Raw genomic sequence first — 24372 nt, 5'->3', positions numbered from 1 at the left:
AAACCTCCTTCCCGGTTCTATAGCTTCACTTCGTTTACCATAACTTCTCCTTTTAAGTATCGCTCCAGATCGGCCGCCAATATCTCCATGGACAGCTCCTCTAATTCACAGCATACCCCTGCCAGATGGGGACTCAGAGTGACGTTGTCCAGCTTTCTTAACGGATGCTCTGCCGGAAGCGGTTCTTCCATATATACATCCAGTGCCGCGCCTGTAATCCTCTTTTCTTCCAGCGCTTTCACCAATGCTTCTTCGTCAATCAGACCCGCCCGCGCCGTATTAATGATATATGCGCTGGGCTTCATCATATCCAGCTCTTTTTTCCCGATCATCTTTGCCGTATCTTCCGTAAGGCGGAAATGCATGGACATAATATCACAGGTTTTTAACAGTTCCTCCAGTGACACGGGCTGGAAGCCGTCAGCCTCAATATCTTCCGGCCTGCAGTATGGGTCGTAAACAATGATCTTTGCGCCGAATGGTACAAGTCTGGCTGCCACCTTTTTCCCTACCTGCCCATATCCGATCAGGCCGATTACCGCATTCCTCAACGTATGTATTCTCCCGTCGTTCGGATAGGATGCTTCCCAAATACCCGACCTCATACCTCTGTCTCCACGTACAATATTTCTTGTTTCCGCCAGCATGAGTCCAACGGTATAATCCGCAACAGGAGCAGATATCCGTCCCGGCGTCAATACGAGGCGGATACCGGCTTCCTTGGCTTTATTCCGGTCAATATTTTCCATACCGCTTCGAAGCAGTGCAACCACTTCTAAATGCTCCGCCGCATCCAGATAGCTGCTGCAGATCGGATTTAAATGTCCTATCAGGATATCCGCGTCCTTTATCTTTTGCAAGACCTCCTTATTTTCCGGAAGCGCGTCCGGCCCTTCCGCTTCCATCTTTCTGAAGAAGGCCTGCAATTCCCCACGGCTGTGATTGAATAGATCCTCTACAATTTCCAGCTTTGCGTCATACTGCTCTAAGAAAGAAAAACCATTTTTCATATGATCGCTGTTGATTCCCACATCGCTGATACATAAAATTTTTTTGCTCATTTTACCTTCCTCCTGTTACCACCGGTTTGCCTGCCCGAATAATTTCATAAAATGAATCATTTTCGCTTTATAGCCTTCCAGACCTTGTGTTTCCATTACGAAAATCTTAGGGCTCTCTTCGTTTTCCAGATAATTTACGGATGCGTTCAGCCCCGCTTCCGCCAGTTCCGAAAAGATATTAATTTTTGCAGCGCCGCCTTCTACGAACTTCCTGAGGTTTTCATCGCCGCTATAAGATGCGCCGTGAATGACTAATGGTTTATCGACCGCAGTTTTAATCTGAGCCAATCGTTCAAAATCCATTTTAGGCTCCTTCTTATAGGTGCCATGTACGGTGCCGACCGAAACGGCCAGGCAGTCCACTCCTGTCTGTTTGATAAATTCAACGGCCTCTTCCGGCGTCGTCAGCTGCTCGTCATCTTCAGAATAGGTGAAATTAATATTCCCTTTCTCATCCGGCGCACAGAATCCAAGTCCTCCCACATGTCCGATCTCTCCTTCTACGCTGACATTGCAGGAGTGTGCCATCTTTACCACTTCTTTCGTCAGGCGGACATTTTCCTCAAATGGAAGACTGGACTTATCGATCATAACGGATGTATATCCATAATGAATCATCTGCGCCGCCATCTCATAGCCAAAGCCATGATCCAGATTCAAAGCCGCCGGCACTTCCGGATACTTTCTTTCCCAATACTTTGCCGCTCCTGCAATCCATTCCATATCCTTCACAAAACCTGAGACATTGATAATTGTCGGCGCTCTCAGCTCGGAGGCAGCCTCAAAACACTTCTGTACGCTTTCACCGTTCCATACATTAACCGCCGCTACTGCATAATGATCTCTTACTGCCTTTTCAAGAATTTCAGCCATATTTACTAACATTTGTTTCCCTCCAATTCACCTTTACCTTCACGTTACATTCATCGTTGCCTGAACGCTTCGAGCACATTGATCGTCTGCCGTCTTGCCTCAGTCAGCGCGTCCTCAGCCCGAATCTGTTGACTTGGTGCATCATCATTCATGATGAATTGAATCAGCATCGCCAAGTTTAAGCCAGACAATACCGTGTAGTTCTCAAATTGTTCTGACATCTGTACAGATACATTGCATGGCGTACCGGATACGATATCCACCATTACCGTAAGATGTTCTCCATCCTTTGCTTGATTCGCAATAGATAAAAATTCATCTTTTATCTGGCTTGGTCCCATCTCAGGCTGGATACAGATCGTATAAACATCAGGTATTTCCCCTAAGATCATGCGGGCACTGTTCAAAATCCCTTCTGCAAAATCCCCATGAGTCATAATAATCAGCATGAAGCTACCTCCTTTCCTTTCATTTTTTACTTCACAGCTGCTTGATAGACTCATTATAAAATAGATTATTGTTCTTGTCAAGATTGTTCTTACCAGTTATATAATATAGATACGTACATCTTATAGTTATTATATATTTAACAAAGTAATATCACTTTCGCATGAAATTATGGTATAATGTTTGCAAAGCAGACATTATATCCGCGCATATCGGTTTCTGCGTACACCGCAGAGCGGATATCTTATTATGCTCAATATAAAAGATTATCGTAAATGAGGATCGTTAAAATGAAAAATACCATAGATATGGATCAACTTTTTCCACAAATTAATACGCTCAAAGCGGTCGATGCCGTTTATAACAGTATTAGCTCCAAAATATTAGACGGAACTATCCCCTACGGTGAAAAGCTTCCACCGGAGCGGACTTTGGCAGCCCAGTTTGGAGTGAGCCACCCCACCGTGCGGGAAGCCTTAAGAAAGCTTGAACAGGTTGGCCTTATAACCGTTAAACCAGGCAGCGGAATTGTCGTTTCAAAATTAAATACAGATACGATCAGAAGAACGCTGGAAACACTTCTGGTTCTTCGCCAGGTGGACTCTTATGAATATAACGAGTTCTTTGCCTGGGTTGACAGTCTATTCACTTTATATGCATCGCAAAGGCATACGCCTGAAGATATCGAAGCGCTCCGAAACTGTTATTTAAAAGAATCTGAGATTGTATCTGAAAATCCCATAAATTATATTGATTATATTCAGGTCTGCGTGTCTTTTTTTACAAACTTGATTATTGCAAACCATAACGAGTTGATGCAGTTAATCAGCGAAACACTATGCCATTTTTTCCTGGAAGATATCGAACATACTTATGATTTGAGAGATATTGCCGGAAAGGCTGCCGGATGCAGGCAGTTAAATGCAAGTCATCTGCATATTATTGAATTGTTGGAAGAAAGAAATGTTGAAGATTTGCCAGGCTACGTATATGATTCCATCAGGGATTTCAGCTCCTGGTTTTTTAAGAGCAAAGGCAATCACAATATGTATGTCACGCTTCCGGAGGCTAAAACGTTTCATCAAAAGGACCGTCAGGTGATGTTTACTCCGTTCAATACGGTAAAAGCAAGCAAAGTTGTATATAACCAGATCCTTGAGAAAATTATAAGCCAGGAATTGAAACCAGGAGACTGCCTTCCGTCGGAAAGGGAGCTGATCGAAGTATTCAACAGAAGCCGACCGACCATACGAGAGGCGCTGCGGATGTTGGAAAGCGACGGCCTCATTACCATACAGCCCGGCACTCACTCCATTGTAAATAAAATTTCAACTTCGACAGTGGAAACCCCATTGTGGCTTCTTGTACGGAATAATAGCCGTTATATCTGTGAATTGGAAGAAATATTTTTCGTATTATTTTCCTATATTCTTCGTATTGCGCCTGTACGAAGAAGTAACCAGGATATCGATTATCTTCGAAATCTTCTCAGCACAGCCGAAGGCCATATTAATTCTCCTTCTGACTTCAATACAGACATCACTTCACTGCAGATTGCTTTGGCTAAATGTCTGAACAATAAGGTAACCTATCTGGTTACAAAAACGATTACGAATGTATTGAGCCTGAAATTGAACGATGAACTGGCTGCGTTAAGTATTAATGATTTTACCCTATATATGAAATGCGCAGAAAATGTACTCGAATCCTATACAAAAATACTGCAGCAGATCATGTCCAAGCAGCCTGTTTTGGATTCGGGCTATTGCCATTCCTTATATTCTTCTTTTAAAGAATTGTTTCAGCACAATTAACATCTTTACGGCAGGTTTATAAATCCTTCTGTTCCTCCATCGCTGTTTCATATAATATATCAGTTTGGAAAAATCACAAGGAATTTCTGCCCGGAAAACGTTCTTTCCTGAAAAGTAAAAAACCAGCCTGACGGCTGGTTTTTTAACCTTCTTTACCCCTTCTGTCTAAGCAGATTTCGAATTAAATAACTTTCTGTCAATATCTGCCACGGTAATCTGCTTCAGCTTTTCCCTACAGCAGCAGTCTAACGTATGGTAGATGTCTGTCATCACCCCATCCATTCCGGAAGCGATCAGGCATTCCATATGGGGATCTCCGCTTTTCCATGAGGCGGATACAAAGGGAATATCTAAGGCATCGGCAACCATACAGAGATTTACCTTCTCTGCATCCTTCGAAAAGAGATATCCTCCGTCAATTCCTTCCTTTGTCTCTGTCAGGCCTGCTTTTTTTAAACGTGACATAATTTTACGAATTCTGGCTGGATTCGTGCAGACATTTTTAGCTAATGCTTCACTGGATGTAATCGCTTTCTTATGATTTAAGAACACCAGTGCATGCACAGCTACTGTAAATTCGCTTGTCATGGTCTCTCTTTCTCCCTCTTACATATCATAAAAAAATATTATATTTATTCTTAGAATAGTAATACCATATTTTAGAGATTTTTCATCTTTTATTTTAACTTTTTGATTATTCAAACACTATTCAACTCCAGGCCCCTTCGGCTCCTGTGCGGAATTCTCAGAAACATCTGGTGCTTTCGTCGGCGCCGGTATGCTTTCAGGGACAGTAGTATGTTCAGGGCTTTCCACAGTCATGGATGGAGTCTCCGCTTCGGGAAGGCTCTCTCCCCCGCTCTGAGAAGGAGCGGTTTCCTGAGGTGCCGTCTCCTCCGGCACAGCCGATGAATTTCTCTGTATTACCGCAGTCTTCGCTTTATAAGTGCTGTTGTGAAGAGGCTCTTCCTTCAGAACTTCGCCGTTTTTCATCAATATACGGTAACTTTTCCATACGGATCCGTCCTTCCCGCTCTCAATCGTCTTTTCAACGCCTGCCGGGAGAGTCGGATTTTCTTCGTAAACTGGTTCTGCTGCCGCCACATCACGAACTTTCTCAGACCGTATTTTTACCTGGACGCCTTCTTCCAGTACCGGAAGGCCTACGATTGACATTTTTAAATCCTTGCCGCTTAGGGAAGCGCGAATCACTACGGCGGCCTTTCCTGAATTAACGAATTTTAAATCCGGACCGGCGTATCCGTCAAAGCTCACCATAGCGTCCTGGCCAAATTCTACATACGTCGGAGCATAGCTGTGCGCATTGCGCTCAGTCGTCTTGAAACCAGAACCGATAATGGCATGGTATAACGTCGTAGAAACCTGGCAGACGCCTCCTCCCGGTTCCTCAATCAGTACTCCGTTTTTATAAGCTCCTGCAGGTTGATAACCCTTTTCACTTGTACGGTTTCCTGTAGCTGTATTAAAAGAAAATTCTTCTCCCGGTTTCAGCACGGTTCCGTCAATAGCTTCTGCTGCCAGCCGTATATTCTGATTCCTGTTTTTATTGTCCGTCGTCTTGGTAGTAAAAGTTCCGATTACCTTATACTGCTCCTTCGCCTGTTTTTGTGTTCTGGATGGAGCTTCATCCGTAAAATCAGCTACAATTTCTTCCTTCAGGTTTCCGGAACGCAGAGCTTCCATCATGTCTTGAACCAGCTCTTCCTGGTTTAGGGACCGCCCGTACTTTTCTTTAGTATACGTATAGACTCCTGAAGCTTTATCATAGGATTCTACCTGTGAATCAATCGGCTTTTTATTCCACTGACCACTTAATTTTTCGGCAAAGCTGCGGAAAGCCTCTTCCGCAGAGGCATAATCCGGTTCCAGCACACCTTCCCAAGGCAGCTTTCCTGCTTTCATGTCATTGATAACCTGATCTGTCCATGCACTTGTCACATCTGGAACGGATACCTGCTCCGTTCCGTCCGAGACGATCATATTCCAATCATACGCCTGTTTTAGTGTTTCCTCTGCCTGACTGACTGTAAGACCAGTTAAATCTGCAATTCCTGCCTGTAATTTGGGAAGTGTTTTCTCCTTTTCTTCCTTTGTCTGTTCCTCAGCAGCCGTCTGAACATACTGCATATCTGAAGTTTCCTGCCGTTTGCCCTTCATACCGATCACTGCTGTGGTAATAATGACAGCAGTACCCACTGCCGCAACTGCCAGAGGCCGCAGATATCCGGGCCGCTTTGCGGCCCTTCTGCTATATGTCTTTCTGCTCCTGCTCATTTTTAATCTCTTTTTCCTTCCATCGTCTGTCTGATTATATTTTCCATAATTTCTTCATTCAGCTGCCCGCTGGCATAGCCGAATACGTTTCCGTCCCTGTCGATCATAAATGTAGTCGGGAACGAATAGATTCCGTAAGCTGTGAATAATTCGCCATCCGTATCCATGAGCACAGGATAGGTATATCCGTTTTCATCCAGAAATTCCTTGATCTCCGCTTCTGATTTTTCTCTTCCCATCAGAGGAGCCGCAACTCCAAGCACAATCAGCGCATCGTCGCCTTCCGTATCATAACTCTCATAGATTTTCTGGATATCGGGCATCTCCGCCCTGCACGGCGGACACCATGTCGCCCAGAAGTTAAGGAATATGGTCTTTCCTTTATAGTCTTCCAGTTTATGGGTATTTCCATACTGGTCTTTTAATTCAAAATCAATTGCAGGCAGAATCTGGGCTTGTGTACTCTCTTCCGGAGCGGCTGTCTCGCCTGATCCTGTTTCCGCATTACCTGCTGCTGTGCTCCCTTCGCTCTGTTCGCCTGCCAAAGGTTCATCAGAAACCGGTTCTGATTCTGTCACGGATTCTTCCGCGGTTTCTTCTTTCTCGTCAGATTCCTGTGTCTCTCCTGCTGCCGCGCTCTGTTCCGTACCAGGAGGCGGCGATACTCTGGAAAGATATCCTGTAACATCGTTCATCTTTCCCGTAAACATAAGAAATCCCATAAAAATCATCAGGGCAGCTCCCGCTTTTACCGTATACTTGACAAGGCTGACATGTTTTTTAAAGAATTCCAAAAGGGACGTTGTAAAAAGTCCAACTGCCAGAAACGGCAGTACAAAACCGATCGTATAAACGGCAATCAGCGCAAATCCCGCTGTCTTTGTTCCGGCGGAAGCGGCCATAAGAAGCACGCTTGCAAGTGCCGGCCCGACGCAGGGAGTCCATGCAAAGCTGAATGTGAATCCCATTAAAAGTGCAGTCACCGGCGACATCGCCAGCACGTCCAGTTTAAACGGAAGGCGTCTTTCTTTTCCCAGGAACGAGGAAGGCCCCAGAATCCCAAGCTGATACACACCAAACAGCATTACCAGAATGCCTCCGATTCTGGCAAACATCATCTGGTTCGTTTTGAAAAATGTGCCCACTGCGGACACTCCCAAGCCCAAAAGGAAGAACGCAAAGCTGACGCCAATTACGAAAAACAAGGTATGGAGCATAACTTTACTGCGCTTATAATAGATCCTGCCGTCTTCCCCCCTGGTTCCTGTTCCGCCTGACAAATATCCGATATACAACGGCAGAAGCGGCAGCACACATGGTGAGAAGAAGCTGATCAGCCCCTGAAAGAACACGGTCGCGGCCGGTATACTTATGTCGAAAGAAAATCCCATAATTCATCTGTCTCCTAACTGTATTTTTTTTAGTTACATTTCTTGCTGTTATCATAACAAATGAATATTGCTCTGTCAACATATTTTCCTTAAATTTCACAATTCAGACACAATCTGCCTTTTCTTTCCGCAGACAACGAAAGGATTCCATGGTCGTTCCTGCTTCTTTGCACGGGCCGTAGAATCCTTTTATCATTTGTCTGTAAACACTATGTACTCCTGATTATAATTTCCCCACCAGGTGCTTCTGCTGCCAGCGGCGCTGCCTGAAAAGTAGACGGTAGAAAACAACATTGCCGTCTCATTCAGCCTTGTGGCAATCCTGAGAAGCAGTTCATCCATAGGAAAAATAACGATATCATTGTCTGGTTCTATCTTTTTCAGGTATTCCTTTTCCTTATCTGTAAGCACCGACTCTGCTGTAAGTCTGGCTTCCCGATCCAGCCTGTAATAATAGAAGTCCAGAAAAGCTTCGTTTCCGCCTCGTCTATTCCACATGTCAAGAAACAACCGGCACGCTTCTGCCGCATCCATTTTCCTGATTTCTGAATGATAATCTTCCAGGCCCTGTCTCACATGTTCAAAGTAAATTACTCCGTTATCCTTCAGCTGATCCGCCGTCATGTGCCTCTTCTCTCCTTACCATATCTTACCTATTCAAGGCTGTCGATTACATTGCTTGCATCAATTGCATTATCTGCTATGGGCACCCATGGGGACGACAGGCACATAAGCATGCTTTCATCCGGATTTTTTCCCGGATATTTAAGAAAGTCATACATCATCTGACATAGAGCTCTCTCACTGGCAGGCAGATTCTTCATAAGCTTCTCCCCCAGTACCATCATATACTCCGTATTCACAGCCTCTTTTTCCGCCAACAGCCTGAGATCATTCTGCATGCGCAGAAAAAATCTGGAATTCCATGACGCAATAAATATACATTTACACAGCCCCTTTGAATAAAAAGGCTCATTACAGAATTCTTCGTGAAGCATGCGGAATTTCCCGCAGTGCATCGACGACAAAAATATACGTTTTTCCAACAAGGCATGTGTGCATTCTTCTTTCCAGGACATTTTATCTCTATCCGCCTCCCGCAGCTGAATTTTATCAAGTGTATTCTGCCATATCCTATACGCGGATACAGCAGCTTCTGCGGTCATTATACCACACCTCTCGAAAAAAATAAAATTAAGATTTTTCCAATTGGTAATCAGCTTAATCATCCCAGGCGTTATTTATTGTGTTATCCAGCCCCTTTGCCTCCATAGCTCTATTCTGATCCTGTACTTCCGTAATATTTTCGATCATTATGATTCTGTATTTCATTATGTTTATTTTACAGGAGCTTCATAAAAATGTTCTATACAACAAAAAAAAGGCCCCGCGGTTGCCGCGGGGCTCTTTAAATATGTTCACGTAATATTCTATAACAGTTAGTTCCGCGCTTTCCATGCGCGTCACTATTTTTTATTTGCACAAACGTTTGAACTCGTCTGCGACGAACTGTACCTGGGTTCCGATGATGACCTGGACGCTGTTCTTTCCTGGTCTGATGACGCCGGCTGCACCTGCTGCCTTAATCGCCTTATCGTTAACCTTTGTATAATCTGAGATTTCAAGACGAAGTCTTGTAATACAGTTGTCAATACTTGTTACGTTTTCCTTGCCGCCTACGCCTGCCAGGATTGCTGCCGCAACTGCTGCGTAATCGCTGTTTCCAAGAACTGCCTTATTCTCATCAATATCGTCGTCCTCACGGCCTGGAGTCTTGAGGTTGAATGTCTTGATTACGAAACGGAATACAAAGTAATAAATAACTGCTACAACGAGTCCGATCGGAATAATCCACAGCGGATTCTGTGCCATTGGAGCCTTAAAGCTCAGGAACCAGTCTACGAAACCGGCGCTGAAGTTAAAGCCTGCTCTTACAGGAAGCGCTGCTACAACTGCCATAGAAACGCCTGTTAAAAGTGCATGAACTACATAAAGTCCTGGTGCCAGGAACATAAATGCGAATTCCAGCGGTTCTGTAACGCCTGTAAAGAATGAAGAAAGTGCTGCTGCAAGCAGAAGGCCGTATGCCGCCTTTTTCTTGCTGTCTTTTGCCGTGTGATACATAGCCAGTGCGCCTGCCGGAAGACCAAACATCATTACCGGGAAGAAACCTGACATGTACATACCTGTCTGTCCAAGAACACCCTGAGCTCCATTTGTACCCCAGAATTTTGCGATATCGTTGATACCTGCAACATCAAACCAGAATACGGAGTTTAATGCATGGTGAAGGCCAAACGGAATGAGCAGACGGTTAAAGAATCCATAAATTCCTGCTCCGATAGATCCTGTCTTCATGATCATTTCACCGAATGATACGAGGCCGCCGTAAACAACCGGCCAGATAAAGAACAGAATCAGGGATGCGACAAGAGATGCCGCTGCCGTTACAATGGCAACGCTTCGTTTTCCACTGAAGAAACCGAGGAAATCAGGAAGCTTTGTTCCTTTAAAACGGTTATAACAGGAAGCACCAATTAAACCGGAAACAATACCGATAAACTGTGTCTGAATCTTTGAGAATGCCGCCGGAACCTCTTCTACCGGAACTCCCTTAAAGAATGCGACTGCTCCTGTCGAAAGCAGAGTCGTTATAGTCAGCCATGATACAAGGCCTGCAAGACCGGCTGCACCGTCCCCATCGTCAGCCATACCTACGGCAACACCTATTGCAAACAGGATCGCCATATTGTCAATGAGCGCTCCGCCTGCTTTTAAAAGGAAGGCAGCAAATACGTTATTTGCTCCCCAACCAACAGGATCGATCCAGTAACCGATTCCCATCAGGATACTCGCAACCGGAAGACAAGCTACCGGAAGCATCAATGACTTTCCTAATCTCTGAAGATATTTCATCATAGTGCGTTTCCTCCTTCTCCTTTTTCATGAATACTTCAATTCCCTTTTATATTAAAGGCCCGCACCAGGCCAATAATACCAGTGACTCATTTCTAAGGATATAAAAAGCCCTGATTCCATCTTGCACGTGGAACTCAGGGCTGCCCTTCATATTAGCTATCTTGTGCATTTTACCTTATTTTGCTGTCACTGGATATATCATAACAGCTATAATACACAATGTCTATTCGATTATCTTTGATTAGTTTATGATTTTTTTAGATTTACTTTATATTTTTGTCAACTATTGTCACTTTTTTAACTTATATAATTCCAAGGCTCTTCATAGCATGGGCCACCCCGTCTTCTTCCACCCTTTTTGTTATAAAAGTAGCATATGGCTCCAGCTCTTTCGCATGGCAGCCCATCACTACACCGTTTACCGCATATTCAAACATGGGGAGATCATTGGTGCTGTCACCGAAAACGTAGGCCTGTTCCAGGGGGATATCATAATGCTTCAGCACCCATTCGATGGCTGTTGCCTTCGAATGACCTTCCGGCACACATTCGTAGAAGCCGCCGCCCCTGTCTATGATATGAAAATCCGGAATCGTACGGAAAAATCCTTCTTTGTCACTCTTTTCATCCGTCACTACACAGAACTTATCAAAATCATAGCAGTCTTCCTCCCATCCGTACGAAGAAATACAGCCGTTTTCTGCCCGCAGCGCCTGTTTTACACCTTCTACGTGGGGAATCCTGGAAACATGATTTTGAAAATAAGCGCAGTCTGTGCCTTCCAACCAGCCATCCAGATTAAAACGTATGATATCCTCCCTTATCCGGATTCCTCTTTCGCGGGGAATCGTATAAGAATATTCCGTCCTGCCTCCCGCTATAATTCTCGTTCCGCAGCCGCACAGAAATCCGTCCGTTTCTATTAGCTCATTCAGAAAATCCAGCATGCAGTACACACGCCCGGAATTGATAAATACAAGATGCCCAAGCTTTCTGGCCCTTGAAACAGCCCGGACTGCGCTCTCTGGCACAGTCCGGTTTGTTTCACTTAATAAAGTTCCATCTACATCAAAAAATAAAGCTTTTCGTTCCACCTTACTCATCTCCACGGAACACAATTGTCCCATTCTTGTCATCCATGCTCTCTACAATTGCCAGAGATTCTACGCGAATTCCTGACTGGCGGAGCCTGTCCCCGCCTCCCTGGAATCCCTTTTCGATGATAATACCTGCTCCTACAAATTCAGCTTCCGAATCCTTAACAAGAGATATGAGCCCCTCAAGTGCAGCTCCGTTCGCCAGGAAGTCATCGATAATCAGGACCTTGTCGCCCTTTCCCAGAAACTCTTTCGCTACGATGATATCGTAAACACGGCCATGAGTAAAGGACTCCACACGGCTCGTATAAACCTCACCGGCGATATTCTTTGTCTTGTTCTTCTTGGCAAAGAGCACCGGAACGCCAAATGACTGGGCTACGATACAGGCTATCCCGATTCCTGAGGCTTCAATCGTCAGAATCTTATTAATCTCAGCATCTGCAAAGCGTTTTTTAAATTCCCTGCCGAACTCATTGAACAGTTCAATATCCATCTGGTGATTTAGAAAACTGTCTACCTTCAGGACGTTTCCCGCCCCAACCTTTCCTTTTTCGCGGATTTTGTCTTTCAGTAACTGCATGATTATCCTCCTGTTTATGGACGCTTATTTTGCCTATTTTTCTACTGCACTGCTCTCAAGGAATTCCAGAACTTTTTCATTTAAAGCGTAGTCATCCAGAGCCTTTTCTCCGCCTTCGCCAAGCTGCTCCAGAAGCTGTTCCACGCTCTCAGCCTGATTCTCTTCCGCTACCTTCTGTCTGTCCTCGTCGGTAACCTGGATGTTCTCCTGCTTTGCGATTTCCTTTAAGACAAGCTGAATCTTCACGCTGTTCTCCACCTGAGTATAAAGAAAATCTTTATATTCCTGCTCTTCCATCTGGTACATAGCTGCGATATCGGCCAGTTTCATACCATATATAGCCGCCATATTCTCTGACTGGGACAGCTGCTGTTCATACTGGGCTTTTACAGACTCCTCGATTCCTGAGAATTCAGAGCCTTCCACAACTGCCTGGAGAATTTCGGACTGCTTCATGGTCTTTGCCTCATCCTCTTTCTGCTGTACCAGCTGAGATCTGAGATCTTCTTTCCATGAATCAACATCTGTAAATTCTTCGTTGGAAACTTTTTTAACAAAATCGTCATTCAGAACTGCATCGTGCTTTTCTTCTATCGTATTTACTGTTACATCGAATACAACTGCCTTGCCTGCGAGGTCCGGGTTGTTGGGATATTCCTCAGGAAACGTAAGGTCCAGACTCAGTTCCTGTCCCTTTGTCGCTCCGATCAGGCCCTCTTCAAAACCGTCGATAAAACTGCCTGAACCGAGCACCAGATCCTGTCCTTCTGCGGTGCCGCCTTCAAAGGCTACTCCATCTTTCATTCCCACATAATCGATGTTGACCGTATCCCCCTCTTTCGCCGGACGGTCTACCTCAACATAGTCAGGATTTGCCTTAATATAGCTGTCAACTGTCGTCTGAAGCTCTTCATCGGTTACTGTTGTATTCTGTTTTGTCACTTCAATGTTTTTATACTCACCCAGCTTTACATCACCCTTGATCTCTAAATCCTCTGATGTTTCCGCCTCTGATGTTGCCTCCGTCTGGGCTGGAGTCGTGTCCTTCGTATCATCCTTTTTTCCGCATCCGGAGAACACCATGGCTGCAGCCAGTCCGCACGCGCATAACACTGCATACTTTTTCATAAATGAATACCTTTTCTTCTTTCTCAGAATATTTTTACGTAACAATCCGAACTGTTACTTTGTGCCGCTCAACGATCACCCGTATGCTTTGCCCACAGGTCACCGTCTTCAATGAAAGAATTTTAACTTCCACTGTTGATTAGTTATATCATATCAGCCTGATAAAAAAAAGCTTTTACTTAAAATTCATAAATTTTTCAGTTTTTCCTTCAATTACTTCGCCTCGTAAAAAGCCCGGAATGCCAGATATGTATGATAGATATCCAGCTTAGATGCCAGCTCAAACGGCGAATGCATGGAAAGAATCGGAACGCCCAGATCTACGACATCCACATTCATGGAAGCCACGTATTTGGCAATCGTTCCGCCGCCGCCTGCATCTACGGCCCCCAGCTCACCGATCTGCCAGCAAACTCCCGCATCATCCATCATTTTAATGACTCTGGCCATCAGCTCTGCACTGGCATCGCTGGAAGAAGATTTGCCTCTTGCACCCGTATATTTTGTCAGCACACAGCCTTTATTCATGTAACAGGAATTGGTTCCGTCATAAACGGCGGCAAATGTTGGGTCAAATGCCGCATTAACGTCAGACGACAGACAGATGGAGCGCGCCATCACCTTTTTCACATCAGCTCCCTGGCTGTCGGCCAAATAAGATATGAAATGGCCAAGGTAATCTGAATTCAGTCCCGTATTTCCGTCGGAGCCGATTTCTTCTTTGTCCGTCAGGACAGTGACCGTTGTGAACTTTGGATATCTGGTCTCAATCTCCGCCTTCAGCGCCGTATAAGCGCAGACGCGGTCATCCTGTCCATATGCCCCTATCATGCTCCTGTCAAAGCCCACATCTCTGGATTTGAAAGCAGGTACCATCTCGATCTCCGCACGAATAAAGTCTTTTTCCGTCATGCCGTATTTATCGTAAAGCAATGAAAGCACATTCAGCTTTACAGCATCTTTAACATCTTCTGATTCATCCTCATCCATATAAGGAACAGAACCTATAATGATATTCAGCTCTTCTCCCTTAATCCCTTCGTTTAAAGGCCGTTTATTCTGCTCTCCTGACAAATGAGGCAGGAGATCGGTAACACAGAATACAGGATCGCCTTCCTCTTCTCCTATAGATATCTCCCTCTTCTCCCCATTCTCCATAATCACAACGCCATGGAGGGAAAGTGGTACAGCGCTCCACTGATATTTTCTTAGCCCGCCGTAATAATGAGTCTTAAAATATGCGAGTTCATTTTTCTCATAGACAGGCGTCGGTTTTAAGTCGAGTCTTGGGGAATCGATATGCGCACCATTCATGCGGACTCCATTTTCGATAGGCTCGGATCCGATCGTAGCTGCTATCACCGCCTTACTCCGGTTAACATAATATACCTTGTCTCCGGGGCAATACGTTTTTCTTTCATCAAAAGGTTCATATCCTGCTTTCGCGAGCATCTTTACAGACGCTGCCACACATTCCCGCTCTGTTTTTCCCTCATCGAGATATTTCTTATATTCCTCACAAAACTGTTCTGCCTGTACGGTCTGATCCGGATATTTCTTTGCTATATGAGGAAATTTCCATGTCAGTTTTTCCTGCATTTCTTTTAATTTCTCACTCATTTCACTCATCCTCCTGCCTTATTTTTTACATCGTATCACTGTCGAGCACGAGCGTAAAAGGTCCGTCGTTAAGAAGCTCTACCTTCATGTCGGCTCCGAATACTCCCTTTTCCACCCGGCTCACATACGCGCCGCAGCGGTCTGCAACGTATTCATAAAGTTCTTCTGCCATCTTCGGGCTTCCCGCCTTAATAAAGCTGGGCCTGTTGCCTTTCCGGCAGTCCGCATACAGCGTAAACTGGCTGACCACCAGAATTTCACCGCCGACGTCTGCCAGAGACAGATTGGTCTTTCCATTCTCATCCTCAAATATACGCAGCTTACCGATCTTATTCACAAGACGGTCTGCCACTTCCTTCGTATCTGTATCCGCCGCGCCTACAAGGAGCAGAAATCCCTTTCCGATCTCTCCTGTCTTTTTTCCGTCTACCGTTACAGAAGCACGAGATACTCGCTGTAGTACGATCCTCATAATTTTCCTTTTCCTTCTTTCTGTTTTTACCCTGCGCTATTTCAGGAGCAGTCTCATACATTCCATAACGGAGTCCGCCTCCGCCTCTCCGTAAATAACTTCCTTTGCCAGGACGGGCCTGTCTGTAATAATATTATCTGCCCGCAGGAATTTCATCCGCTGCAGCTCGTTCTTTGTATTGACTGTCCACACATGAACCGCCTTTCCTTTTTCATGGACGCGGTTCATCAGCCTCTTATCCACAAGGGACGAACGGATACTGATAAAATCCACAGCCTCATCGGAGTAATAATCACCGTAGGCTGCAGAAACAATATAACCTGCCGTGATTTCCGGCATCTTCTCTTTCATTCTCTTTAAGTAGTTCATGCTGACTGACGATACAACGCACTGATCCGCCATATCATACTCTTCAATCAGCATGGCCGTCTCCTCCGGAAGTGTACTCAGCCTTCCTTCGTCTTTTACTTCTATATTTAATTTAATCCTGCCCTTGGCGTACTCCATAACCTCTCTCAGAGCAGGCACTCGTTCGCCTTCAAATTCTTCCGAGAACCATCTGCCCACGTCCAGCCGTTTGATTTCTTCAAAGTTCATGGTCTGTATTTTTCTGTTAACTCCCGCCGTTCTGCGCAGTGTTTTATCATGCGCCAGAACGATCTCTCCATCCTTCGTCATCTGGACATCAATTTCCGCGAACTCCGCCATATTTTCCACTGCCTTCTCAATCGCAGCCATGGTATTTTCAGGCGCCTCCCTGGAACTGCCGCGATGGGCCGTGACGGGAATCTCTACCAGAACCTCTTCCGCCAGTCCCAAGCCGTTGCGGAAGGCATCATACGTAATCAGAGTACTGACCAGCCCAACGCCGATCACCGCCAGCAGCACTTTCTTCCTTTCCAGAAGCCTTCCGGCAGGATATTCAAAATTCCAGCTTTTTTTCCTCGCGATCTGGCTTGTATATTGATAATATTCCACCGTGGATGCGGCACAGTACACTAAAATTGTCCCGATCCCCGCCATAAACAGCCACAGAAGCTCCGCCCTGTCTCGCACAGCAAAAAGAATTGCCCTGGAAAGTGTGCTGTCCGACAGATTAATGACCAGTACTGCCAGGCAGAATACAAAAGCCAGATATGCAGCCGTAAACAAACATATAACAGCCATGTGATATCCTGCTAGAGGCAGAAACGTTTCTTTCCACCGTCCCATCAGGATTCGCCTGCTTTTCCTGTAGCTGTCCGTAAAATTCTTTTGTTCCACCATACAGCCGTGGAACGTAAAGACCCCCGGAAGTGCGGCGGCGGCCAGAACCAGTATAGCTGCTGCCGTGCAGACTCTCCCGGGCCATACGTTAAAAAATTCGTCCAGGATAAAATTAATCGGCCGAACGCGGATCAAAATGCGGTATAAAAACAGCATATTTCCCAAAAATGTCTGTATGAGAATCAGACCGAACAGTCTCCAGTTCTTCTTTGCAAGCTCATCAGCCGTTTTTTTTACGCCTCCGGCAAACATCTCAAGCACGCTCAGCCTTCTATAATAGGCTGCGGCCTGAAATGCGCTGATCAGACTTCCCATTTCCACCATAAGGAAAACAGCCGCCGCTGCGATCAGCAGAATAACGCTCAGAATTGTCCACGGTTTCAGGAAATACGCGCCTATATTTTCTGTTGTCAGGAAACTGTAACCGGCCATTCTCAAAGTGAATTTAATTATTTTGTCAAGAAGCCACAGATAGATGGGCACTGTAAGCAGTCTGTAAAACAGCTCAAAAAGCAGGAGGTTCCAACCCTCCAGCCTTATCACCTGCCTTACTTCTCTCGTAAGTTTTTCCATTTCGTCCTTCCTGGAGAAAAGAAAGGAAGGGCGCTGTCAAAATGAAATCAGGCACATCTTCGATACCGGATCGAGACTGTCCCTATTTCTTTTTTACAACACCCTCCATAACATTTCCGTCATTCCTGATTCTGCATATTCTTTGCCTTTTTGCTTGCAAGGATGATTCTCTCATTCAGTGAGAACATTTTTGCATCCAGCATATCCACCATGTCTGCACATGCCTTCAGCTCCTGCTGCAGATTCTCTGGTGCATCACCCTCAAATTTGTAATATATCTTATGTTCCAGACTGGCCCAGAAATCCATGGCAATCGTTCGTATCTGTATCTCCACCTTCGTCTCTACCGGCCCAGAATTCAGATAAACCGGTATAGTAACTACCATGTGGTAGCTTCTGTAGCCGTTCGATTTCGGATTCCTTATATAATCCTTTACGTAGAGCACCGTCACGTCTCTCTGACGCGATATCATATCCGCAATCAGATAAATATCCGAACGGAACGAACAGATAATCCTGATTCCTGCAATATCATTCAGCATATCAACCATATTGTCAATGGTTACGTCATAGCCGGACCGTTTCAGCTTTTTCACTATGCTTTCCGGTGTTTTCAGACGCGATTTCACATGTTCAATCGGATTGTAATTATTAATCTGAACAAACTCATTATTAATAATCTCGATTTTTGTATTGATTTCCTTTAATGCCGACTCATACAGAAACATAATGGAACGCCATTGGTCAATCTGATTGTTTTTGGGGATATTCGCCATATACTCCCCTCCTTCTGGTTCCGTATTACCGGTTATCGTATTATAATTTCAGCCCTCTTAAAAGGGAACCGAGCCCTGTTACAGCCTCGCCGGCCGCCTTGTATTCCATGTGCTCCGGCTCTTCTTTTTCTTCTGTTGCAAGAGCTTTCATACTGAGGCTCAGCTTACCGTCGGCCACGCTGATAATTTTAACCGTAACCTTCTGTCCTTCCTTTAATACAGCGCCCGGGTGTTTGATTCTCTGATTGCTGATCTGAGAGATATGAAGCAGCCCGGAAAGGCCGTTATCCAGATTGATAAACGCCCCGTAAGGCTTTAAGCTGTCTACCGTGCCATCCACCACATCGCCTGCATGGCATGCGGAAAGCTTTTCTGCCTTCTCTGCATCCTTCTTCATTTTCATCACTTCTCTTCCGGAGAGCACCAGCTTCTTAGCTTCCGGATCCGCTGTAATGACTACAACCTCCAGGGTCTTTCCCTGCATATCTTCCAGTTTTTCAATATATTCTGTAGAAATCTGGGAAGCCGGAATAAACGCTCTTAATTCTTCCAGATAAGTAACAAGACCGCCCTTAACGGCTTCTTTCACCTTGACCTTAACTACTTCCTTAGATTCCATAAGCAGTTTTACTGCCTGCCACTTCTCTGCATCTGGATTCTCATCTTCTTCATAAAATCTTTCCTGTTTATTCAGTGTTTTATAAGAAGCTTCCAGTTCTGCCGCATAATCTTCCATTGTCTCACCGGACTCTACCGCCATCGTCTCTTCTGCTTCTTCCATCGTTTTCTTTAAATCTTCCATAATACCTTCTCCTTTTCCTTCGGCCATACCATTTTAGATGCCTTCTTAATACTTAAATTTATCATATTCTGGTTTATATTTCTATAGTTTTCCGAAAAAAAGTGTGCTATATTGAAAACAACTCAAAAACCGGAGGCTATTTATGATAAACTTTCTAAATTTGGAATATTTTGTCGTAGCTGCAGAAGAACTGAATTTCACAAAAGCAGCAAAACGTTTATATATTTCACAGCAGTCGCTCAGCAACCATATTGCTCATATGGAACAGGAATTTGGCGTAACTCTGTTTAACCGCACTACACCGCTGACCCTTACATATGCAGGCCAACGCCTGCTGGCAAGATCCCGTATTATTTTAAACTGCAAAGCAGAGACGTATCACGAGCTGGAAGACATCAAAGATTTCTCCACCGGCCAGCTCTCCATAGGAGTTTCACATACGCGCGGGCGTTTTATCCTGCCCTGATTCTCCCCGCCTATAAAAAACGATATCCGCATATCGATTTAAAGCTCTTCGAGGCAATTCCCATGAACTGGACAAGCTGCTGCTTCACGGGGATGCGGATCTAATTATCGGCCTTCCCCCGTTTCACGTCCAGGATGTGGAAATCGTGCCCATCTGCCGTGAAGAAATACTGTTGGCAATCCCTGACACCATTCTGGAAAATTATTTTCCTGGTCATATTGAAGATGTCCGTCAAAAGCTTCAGGACAACAGCGGTCTTTCTCTTCTTAATAACTGTCCGTTCGTTATGCTCCGTTCCGGCAACCGGGTTAGAACGATTGCCAACGAAGTACTGACCGAAGCTCAGGTCACGCCGGACATTGTGCTGGAAGCGGAAAACATTGAAACGGTCGTGGCGCTGGCAGAAAAGGGAATGGGGATTACCTTTTATCCAAAAATGTTCGCCGCCGGTCCTTCCGGGGAGCCACACAGCGCCCATCCGTTCCAATCGCTTACATTATGTCCGCTGAAACATCCCATGGCCCACAGTACCCTGGCGATCGGTTATCACAAGAGCCATTATATGTCCCAGGCCACAAAAGAATTCATAAAAATGACGCAGGAGTTATTTGCAAACAAGAAATAATCTCTCTGTTTTACAGCAGTTCAAGAGGGTGTTGCAAAATTCGAATCCGCATTACCGCCGATATCAGATTCCGTTTCAGGAAGTGGCCCAATGTCACTACATCTGCTATCGGCGGCAATGCTCTATTCCTTTTTGCAACATCCTCTTTTTTATTTTACCGGAAAGTACTTTCCCCGTTTATGCATATTCACTAATTTCGTTCGAAATATTTTTCTCATAAATTATTCAATTTTCCAATCCTTCTGAAAGTATTTTCTTAAATTTATTTTTTATTGAAATTATTTTCACAAAGGACTATACTGACACCAGATCACAACAGAACGAACAAAAAGAAAGGAGCCACACCATGGACAAACGTTTAGAAAAGCTGAAAGGCCGCTTGATCGTCTCATGTCAGGCACTCCCACACGAACCGCTTCACTCTTCCTTTATTATGGGGAGAATGGCTCTGGCTGCAAAAGAAGGCGGAGCTTACGGAATCCGGGCCAACACGAAGGAAGATATCGCAGAAATCAGGAAAAATGTGGAACTGCCTGTTATCGGAATTGTAAAGCGAGATTACGCAGACAGTAAAGTGTATATTACTCCAACCATGAAAGAGATTGATGAACTGATGGAGGTAAAACCGGAAATAATCGCAGTTGACGCCACATCCGATCTTCGTCCCGGCGGCATGAGACTGGAAGAATTTTACCAGGCAGTCCGGTCAAAGTATCCGGACCAGCTCCTTATGGCAGACTGTTCCACGATTGATGAAGCCGTATACGCGGATGAACTCGGCTTTGACTTCATAGGCACTACACTTGTAGGATACACGGACCAGAGCCGCGGAGATTTGATCGAATCCAACGATTTTGAAATCATCCGTACGATTCTTTCCAAAGTGAAGCACAATGTCATTGCAGAAGGAAATATCAACACTCCTGAAAAGGCAAGACGGGTGATCGATCTAGGCTGCTACAGCGTGGTCGTAGGTTCCATCATCACCCGCCCGCAGCTCATAACGAAATCTTTTACAGAAGCACTCGAAGATTAACCACATAAAAGCACAAGTAAACATATTCATTGAAACGAAAGGTCCGCTAAGGCGGGAAAGGAGAATTTTTATGAGCAAAGTTGAAAAGTACAGAGGTATTATTCCTGCATTCTACGCGTGTTATGACGATGAGGGAAACGTAAGTCCGGAACGCGTGAGGGCACTTACTGAACATTTCGTAAAAAAAGGTGTTCAGGGATTATATGTGAACGGTTCTTCCGGAGAATGTATCTACCAGAGCGTAGAAGAGCGCAAAACAATTCTTGAAAACGTAATGGCTGTCAAAGGCGATCTCGTAATTATCTGTCATGTAGCATGCAACAATACGAAAGACAGCATCGAACTGGCAAAGCACGCTGAAAGCCTCGGCGTTGACGCCATCGCTTCCATTCCTCCAATTTATTTCCATCTGCCGGAATATTCCATAGCAGCTTACTGGAATTCAATCAGCGCTGCTGCTCCGAATACCGACTTCATCATTTACAACATTCCTCAGCTAGCAGGAACAGCCCTGACCATGAGCCTGTTTGCAGAAATGAAGAAAAATCCAAGGGTCATCGGCGTAAAGAATTCCTCCATGCCGATTCAGGACATCCAGATGTTCAAAGCGGCCGGCGGAAAAGATTTCGTTGTTTTCAATGGTCCTGACGAGCAGTTTGTAGGCGGACGTGCAATCGGCGCAGCGGCCGGAATCGGCGGAACTTACGGCGTAATGCCCGAACTGTTCCTGAAGCTGAATGACCTTGTAATCAGCGGAGAGCGCGAAACGGCATGTGAACTCCAGCATTCGATCAATGCCATCATCTACAAGATGTGCAGCAGCCATGCAAATATGTATGCAGTTGCAAAGGAAATTCTTCGTATCAATGAAAACCTGAACATCGGAAGTGTCCGCGAGCCTTTGACCGGCCTGTGCAGCACAGATCTTCCGATCGCGCAGGAAGCAGCTGACATGATCCGTTCCGCAGCTGAAGCCTTTATCAAATAATTTGTCCGTATAAAAAGGGGAGGTTCTTCTATGCAAGGTTTTACAACAGTTGATTTAGTTATACTCATTGTCTATCTGGCAGCCGTACTTTTTGCCGGCCTTCATTTCTCCAAAAAGGAAATGAAGGGAAAGGAATTCTTCAAAGGAGACGGCACCATTCCATGGTGGGTAACTTCCGTATCCATCTTTGCGACACTTCTCAGTCCGATTTCCTTCCTGTCACTGGCAGGCAACTCGTATGCCGGGACATGGATCATGTGGTTCGCGCAGCTCGGTATGATTGTGGCAATTCCGATTACGATCCGTTTCTTTCTTCCTATTTACAGTAAACTGGATATCGATACGGCGTACCATTACCTGGAAATCCGCTTTGACAGCAAAGGGCTCCGTATACTGGGCGCCATCATGTTCATCGTTTACCAGATCGGCCGTATGTCCATTATCATGTATCTTCCGTCCATGGTTCTTTCCAATCTGACAGGGATTAATGTAAACATCCTCATTATTGTTATGGGCGTTATCGCCATCATCTATTCCTATACAGGCGGACTGAAATCCGTACTGTGGACCGATTTTATCCAGGGAAGCGTCCTTCTGATCGGCGTTACCTTTGCACTGATCTATCTGGTACACGGTATCGACGGCGGATTCGGAGCCATCTTTACAACATTTACAGCTGAACACAAATTCCTGGCCGTTGACCAGCCGATCTTCAATCCGAACATCTTAAAGGACAGCGTGTTCCTTCTGATTGTCGGCGCCGGCCTCAATACATGTTCTTCATACATTTCCAGTCAGGATATCGTGCAGCGTTTCACCACGACGACCGATATGAAAAAGCTTACCAAGATGATGCTTACCAATGGTGCTCTGTCCATTTTCATCGCAACCGTATTCTATTTGATCGGTACAGGGCTGTACGTATTCTACGGTCAGAATCCTGAACTCCTTCAGGCAGCACACAGGGATCAGATTTTCGCTTCCTATATTGCTTATCAGCTTCCTGTCGGCGTAACAGGCCTTCTCCTGGCAGCAATCTACGCAGCCTCCCAGTCCACACTTTCTACCGGACTTAACTCTGTCGCTACCAGCTGGACCCTGGATATTCAGGAACGCCTTTCCAAAAAGGAAATGAGTTTTGCTCTTCAGACAAGGATCGCTCAGTTCGTATCCCTGGGAGTCGGTATCTTTGCCATCGTCGTATCCATGATCCTTGCAAACGGTGAAATCAAATCCGCTTACGAATGGTTCAACGGCTTTATGGGACTCGTTCTTGGAATCCTTGGCGGCACCTTCGTTCTCGGCACATTTACAAAGATTGCCAATAAGACCGGCGCTTATGCAGCATTTATCGTGGCTTCTATCCTCATGGTAGCCATCAAATATGCGGCTCCGGCAGGATCGGTATCAATCTGGTCCTATTCCATTATTTCCATCGCAGTTTCTTTAGTAGTAGGTATTCCGGTGAGTTATATATCAAGAAAAATGTCTGGCGATACTTCCGTACCGGCCGCAGACTCCACCGTTTACCATAAATAACATGTAACTGATTCGGACGGCGAAACTCAGGCGTCAGAGCCTCTGATATGCCCTCCTGATCAGTCATAATCTTCCCCTCTTACGGCCTGGCATTCTTCTCCCATTTTGCCAGCGTAAGAATATACCAAAAGGAGGTATTGTATGATTTTTGGAAACATCAGAGATTTAAGAGATTTTTCCTGGCTGGAGGAAAAAATTAAAGAATGTTTTAACTATGCAGCAGCAAATGAATTAATAAATTATGAAAAAGGCAGCCATCCTATTGACGGCGACCGATTATTTGTTAATATTGTAGAATATGAGACCACTTCTCCGGACAATCGTTTCTGGGAAGCACACAGGGATTATCTGGACCTGCATCTTATGCTCCGCGGACCGGAACAGATCGATCTGAATTTCATTGATAATATGGTTCAGGGCGAATTCGTTCCAAAAGATGACTTCCTTCCTCTGGAAGGGGAGCCGAACAGCCATGTCGTACTCACCGACGGCGACTTTCTGGTCTGTTATCCCGTGGACGGCCACCGCACAGCCGTTGCGGTAAACGGTCCGGCTGCTATTAAAAAAGCAATTTTCAAAATCAAAATCTGAAAGGATTCCA

General features: G+C 45.1%; 24 protein-coding genes. 7 read left to right on the top strand and 17 right to left on the bottom strand.

Features of this window, described 5'->3' with window-relative positions; all coding sequences use genetic code 11:
* Positions 1-17: 17 nt before the first annotated feature.
* Genes DXA13_RS08420 through DXA13_RS08410 form a run of 3 tightly spaced genes read right to left on the bottom strand, consistent with a single transcriptional unit; the run spans position 18 to position 2383 of the window.
* Positions 18-1061, bottom strand: a complete 1044-nt coding sequence (locus DXA13_RS08420; RefSeq protein WP_118243377.1) for a 2-hydroxyacid dehydrogenase — start codon at positions 1059-1061, stop codon at positions 18-20.
* Between the two features lie 15 nt (positions 1062-1076).
* A complete protein-coding gene (locus DXA13_RS08415; RefSeq protein WP_118243374.1) occupies positions 1077-1946 on the bottom strand; it encodes a class II fructose-bisphosphate aldolase in 870 nt (289 codons plus the stop codon).
* A gap of 38 nt (positions 1947-1984) precedes the next feature.
* Positions 1985-2383, bottom strand: coding sequence for a PTS sugar transporter subunit IIA (locus DXA13_RS08410; RefSeq protein ID WP_181995575.1), 399 nt, complete (start codon positions 2381-2383; stop codon positions 1985-1987).
* Between the two features lie 288 nt (positions 2384-2671).
* Between DXA13_RS08410 and DXA13_RS08405 the strand changes: the two genes are divergently transcribed.
* Positions 2672-4195, top strand: coding sequence for a GntR family transcriptional regulator (locus DXA13_RS08405; protein ID WP_181995574.1), 1524 nt, complete (start codon positions 2672-2674; stop codon positions 4193-4195).
* 165 nt (positions 4196-4360) lie between these two features.
* Here the strand turns inward: DXA13_RS08405 and DXA13_RS08400 are convergent, their stop codons facing one another.
* From DXA13_RS08400 to DXA13_RS08335, 14 genes are all read right to left on the bottom strand, one after another.
* Positions 4361-4783: an Rrf2 family transcriptional regulator gene (locus DXA13_RS08400; RefSeq protein ID WP_118243365.1), complete on the bottom strand. Its 423-nt coding sequence runs from the start codon at positions 4781-4783 to the stop codon at positions 4361-4363.
* Between the two features lie 117 nt (positions 4784-4900).
* Positions 4901-6490 (bottom strand): VanW family protein, encoded by a 1590-nt coding sequence (locus DXA13_RS08395; RefSeq protein ID WP_118243362.1) that lies wholly within the window; start codon positions 6488-6490, stop codon positions 4901-4903.
* A gap of 2 nt (positions 6491-6492) precedes the next feature.
* Complete coding sequence (locus tag DXA13_RS08390; RefSeq protein ID WP_118243360.1) at positions 6493-7881, bottom strand: cytochrome c biogenesis protein CcdA; 1389 nt, start codon at positions 7879-7881, stop codon at positions 6493-6495.
* A 192-nt stretch (positions 7882-8073) separates the two neighbouring features.
* Complete coding sequence (locus tag DXA13_RS08385; RefSeq protein WP_118243357.1) at positions 8074-8505, bottom strand: hypothetical protein; 432 nt, start codon at positions 8503-8505, stop codon at positions 8074-8076.
* A 29-nt stretch (positions 8506-8534) separates the two neighbouring features.
* On the bottom strand, positions 8535-8744 hold the full coding sequence (locus DXA13_RS20735) for a hypothetical protein (protein ID WP_147348007.1): 210 nt from the start codon (positions 8742-8744) through the stop codon (positions 8535-8537).
* Between the two features lie 610 nt (positions 8745-9354).
* Positions 9355-10800 carry an N-acetylglucosamine-specific PTS transporter subunit IIBC gene (gene nagE / locus DXA13_RS08375; protein WP_118243353.1) on the bottom strand — a complete coding sequence of 482 codons (1446 nt, stop codon included), beginning with the start codon at positions 10798-10800 and terminating at the stop codon, positions 9355-9357.
* 302 nt (positions 10801-11102) lie between these two features.
* Positions 11103-11903 carry an HAD family hydrolase gene (locus DXA13_RS08370; RefSeq protein ID WP_118243351.1) on the bottom strand — a complete coding sequence of 267 codons (801 nt, stop codon included), beginning with the start codon at positions 11901-11903 and terminating at the stop codon, positions 11103-11105.
* Positions 11896-12480: a xanthine phosphoribosyltransferase gene (locus tag DXA13_RS08365; protein ID WP_118243349.1), complete on the bottom strand. Its 585-nt coding sequence runs from the start codon at positions 12478-12480 to the stop codon at positions 11896-11898. The genes DXA13_RS08370 and DXA13_RS08365 overlap by 8 nt, the downstream gene beginning before the upstream one ends.
* A 33-nt stretch (positions 12481-12513) precedes the next feature.
* A complete protein-coding gene (tig, locus tag DXA13_RS08360; RefSeq protein WP_118243347.1) occupies positions 12514-13608 on the bottom strand; it encodes a trigger factor in 1095 nt (364 codons plus the stop codon).
* 213 nt (positions 13609-13821) lie between these two features.
* Positions 13822-15228 carry an aminopeptidase gene (locus DXA13_RS08355; RefSeq protein WP_118243345.1) on the bottom strand — a complete coding sequence of 469 codons (1407 nt, stop codon included), beginning with the start codon at positions 15226-15228 and terminating at the stop codon, positions 13822-13824.
* A 25-nt stretch (positions 15229-15253) separates the two neighbouring features.
* Positions 15254-15700, bottom strand: coding sequence for a D-aminoacyl-tRNA deacylase (dtd, locus tag DXA13_RS08350; protein ID WP_118243343.1), 447 nt, complete (start codon positions 15698-15700; stop codon positions 15254-15256).
* A 36-nt stretch (positions 15701-15736) separates the two neighbouring features.
* Positions 15737-17539 (bottom strand): glycerophosphodiester phosphodiesterase, encoded by a 1803-nt coding sequence (locus DXA13_RS08345; protein ID WP_118243341.1) that lies wholly within the window; start codon positions 17537-17539, stop codon positions 15737-15739.
* Positions 17540-17658: 119 nt separating this feature from the next.
* Positions 17659-18315 carry a GTP pyrophosphokinase family protein gene (locus tag DXA13_RS08340; protein ID WP_118243339.1) on the bottom strand — a complete coding sequence of 219 codons (657 nt, stop codon included), beginning with the start codon at positions 18313-18315 and terminating at the stop codon, positions 17659-17661.
* A gap of 40 nt (positions 18316-18355) precedes the next feature.
* On the bottom strand, positions 18356-19117 hold the full coding sequence (locus DXA13_RS08335; protein WP_118243534.1) for a S1 RNA-binding domain-containing protein: 762 nt from the start codon (positions 19115-19117) through the stop codon (positions 18356-18358).
* A gap of 142 nt (positions 19118-19259) precedes the next feature.
* Here DXA13_RS08335 and DXA13_RS22980 point away from each other — a divergent pair, with 142 nt between their 5' ends.
* The 6 genes from DXA13_RS22980 (at position 19260) to DXA13_RS08310 (ending at position 24362) form a co-directional block, all read left to right on the top strand.
* Positions 19260-19583, top strand: a complete 324-nt coding sequence (locus tag DXA13_RS22980; protein WP_347559776.1) for a LysR family transcriptional regulator — start codon at positions 19260-19262, stop codon at positions 19581-19583.
* Between the two features lie 22 nt (positions 19584-19605).
* The gene (locus DXA13_RS22975; protein ID WP_347559785.1) at positions 19606-20208 is read left to right on the top strand and encodes a LysR family transcriptional regulator substrate-binding protein; all 603 of its coding nucleotides are present in this window, start codon (positions 19606-19608) and stop codon (positions 20206-20208) included.
* 346 nt (positions 20209-20554) lie between these two features.
* The gene (locus DXA13_RS08325) at positions 20555-21244 is read left to right on the top strand and encodes an N-acetylmannosamine-6-phosphate 2-epimerase (protein ID WP_118243337.1); all 690 of its coding nucleotides are present in this window, start codon (positions 20555-20557) and stop codon (positions 21242-21244) included.
* A 70-nt stretch (positions 21245-21314) separates the two neighbouring features.
* Positions 21315-22232: a dihydrodipicolinate synthase family protein gene (locus DXA13_RS08320; RefSeq protein ID WP_118243335.1), complete on the top strand. Its 918-nt coding sequence runs from the start codon at positions 21315-21317 to the stop codon at positions 22230-22232.
* 30 nt (positions 22233-22262) lie between these two features.
* Entirely contained in the window at positions 22263-23771 is a 1509-nt protein-coding gene (locus tag DXA13_RS08315; protein ID WP_118243333.1) for a sodium:solute symporter, read from the top strand.
* Positions 23772-23912: 141 nt separating this feature from the next.
* Positions 23913-24362: a YhcH/YjgK/YiaL family protein gene (locus tag DXA13_RS08310; protein ID WP_118243331.1), complete on the top strand. Its 450-nt coding sequence runs from the start codon at positions 23913-23915 to the stop codon at positions 24360-24362.
* Positions 24363-24372: the final 10 nt, after the last annotated feature.

Origin of the sequence: Clostridium sp. AM58-1XD (assembly GCF_003464085.1) — a bacterium.
GTDB lineage: Bacteria > Bacillota > Clostridia > Lachnospirales > Lachnospiraceae > Lachnoclostridium_A.
The sequence above is the reverse complement of the archived record's forward strand: the minus strand, read 5'-3'. Positions and strand labels throughout refer to the sequence as shown.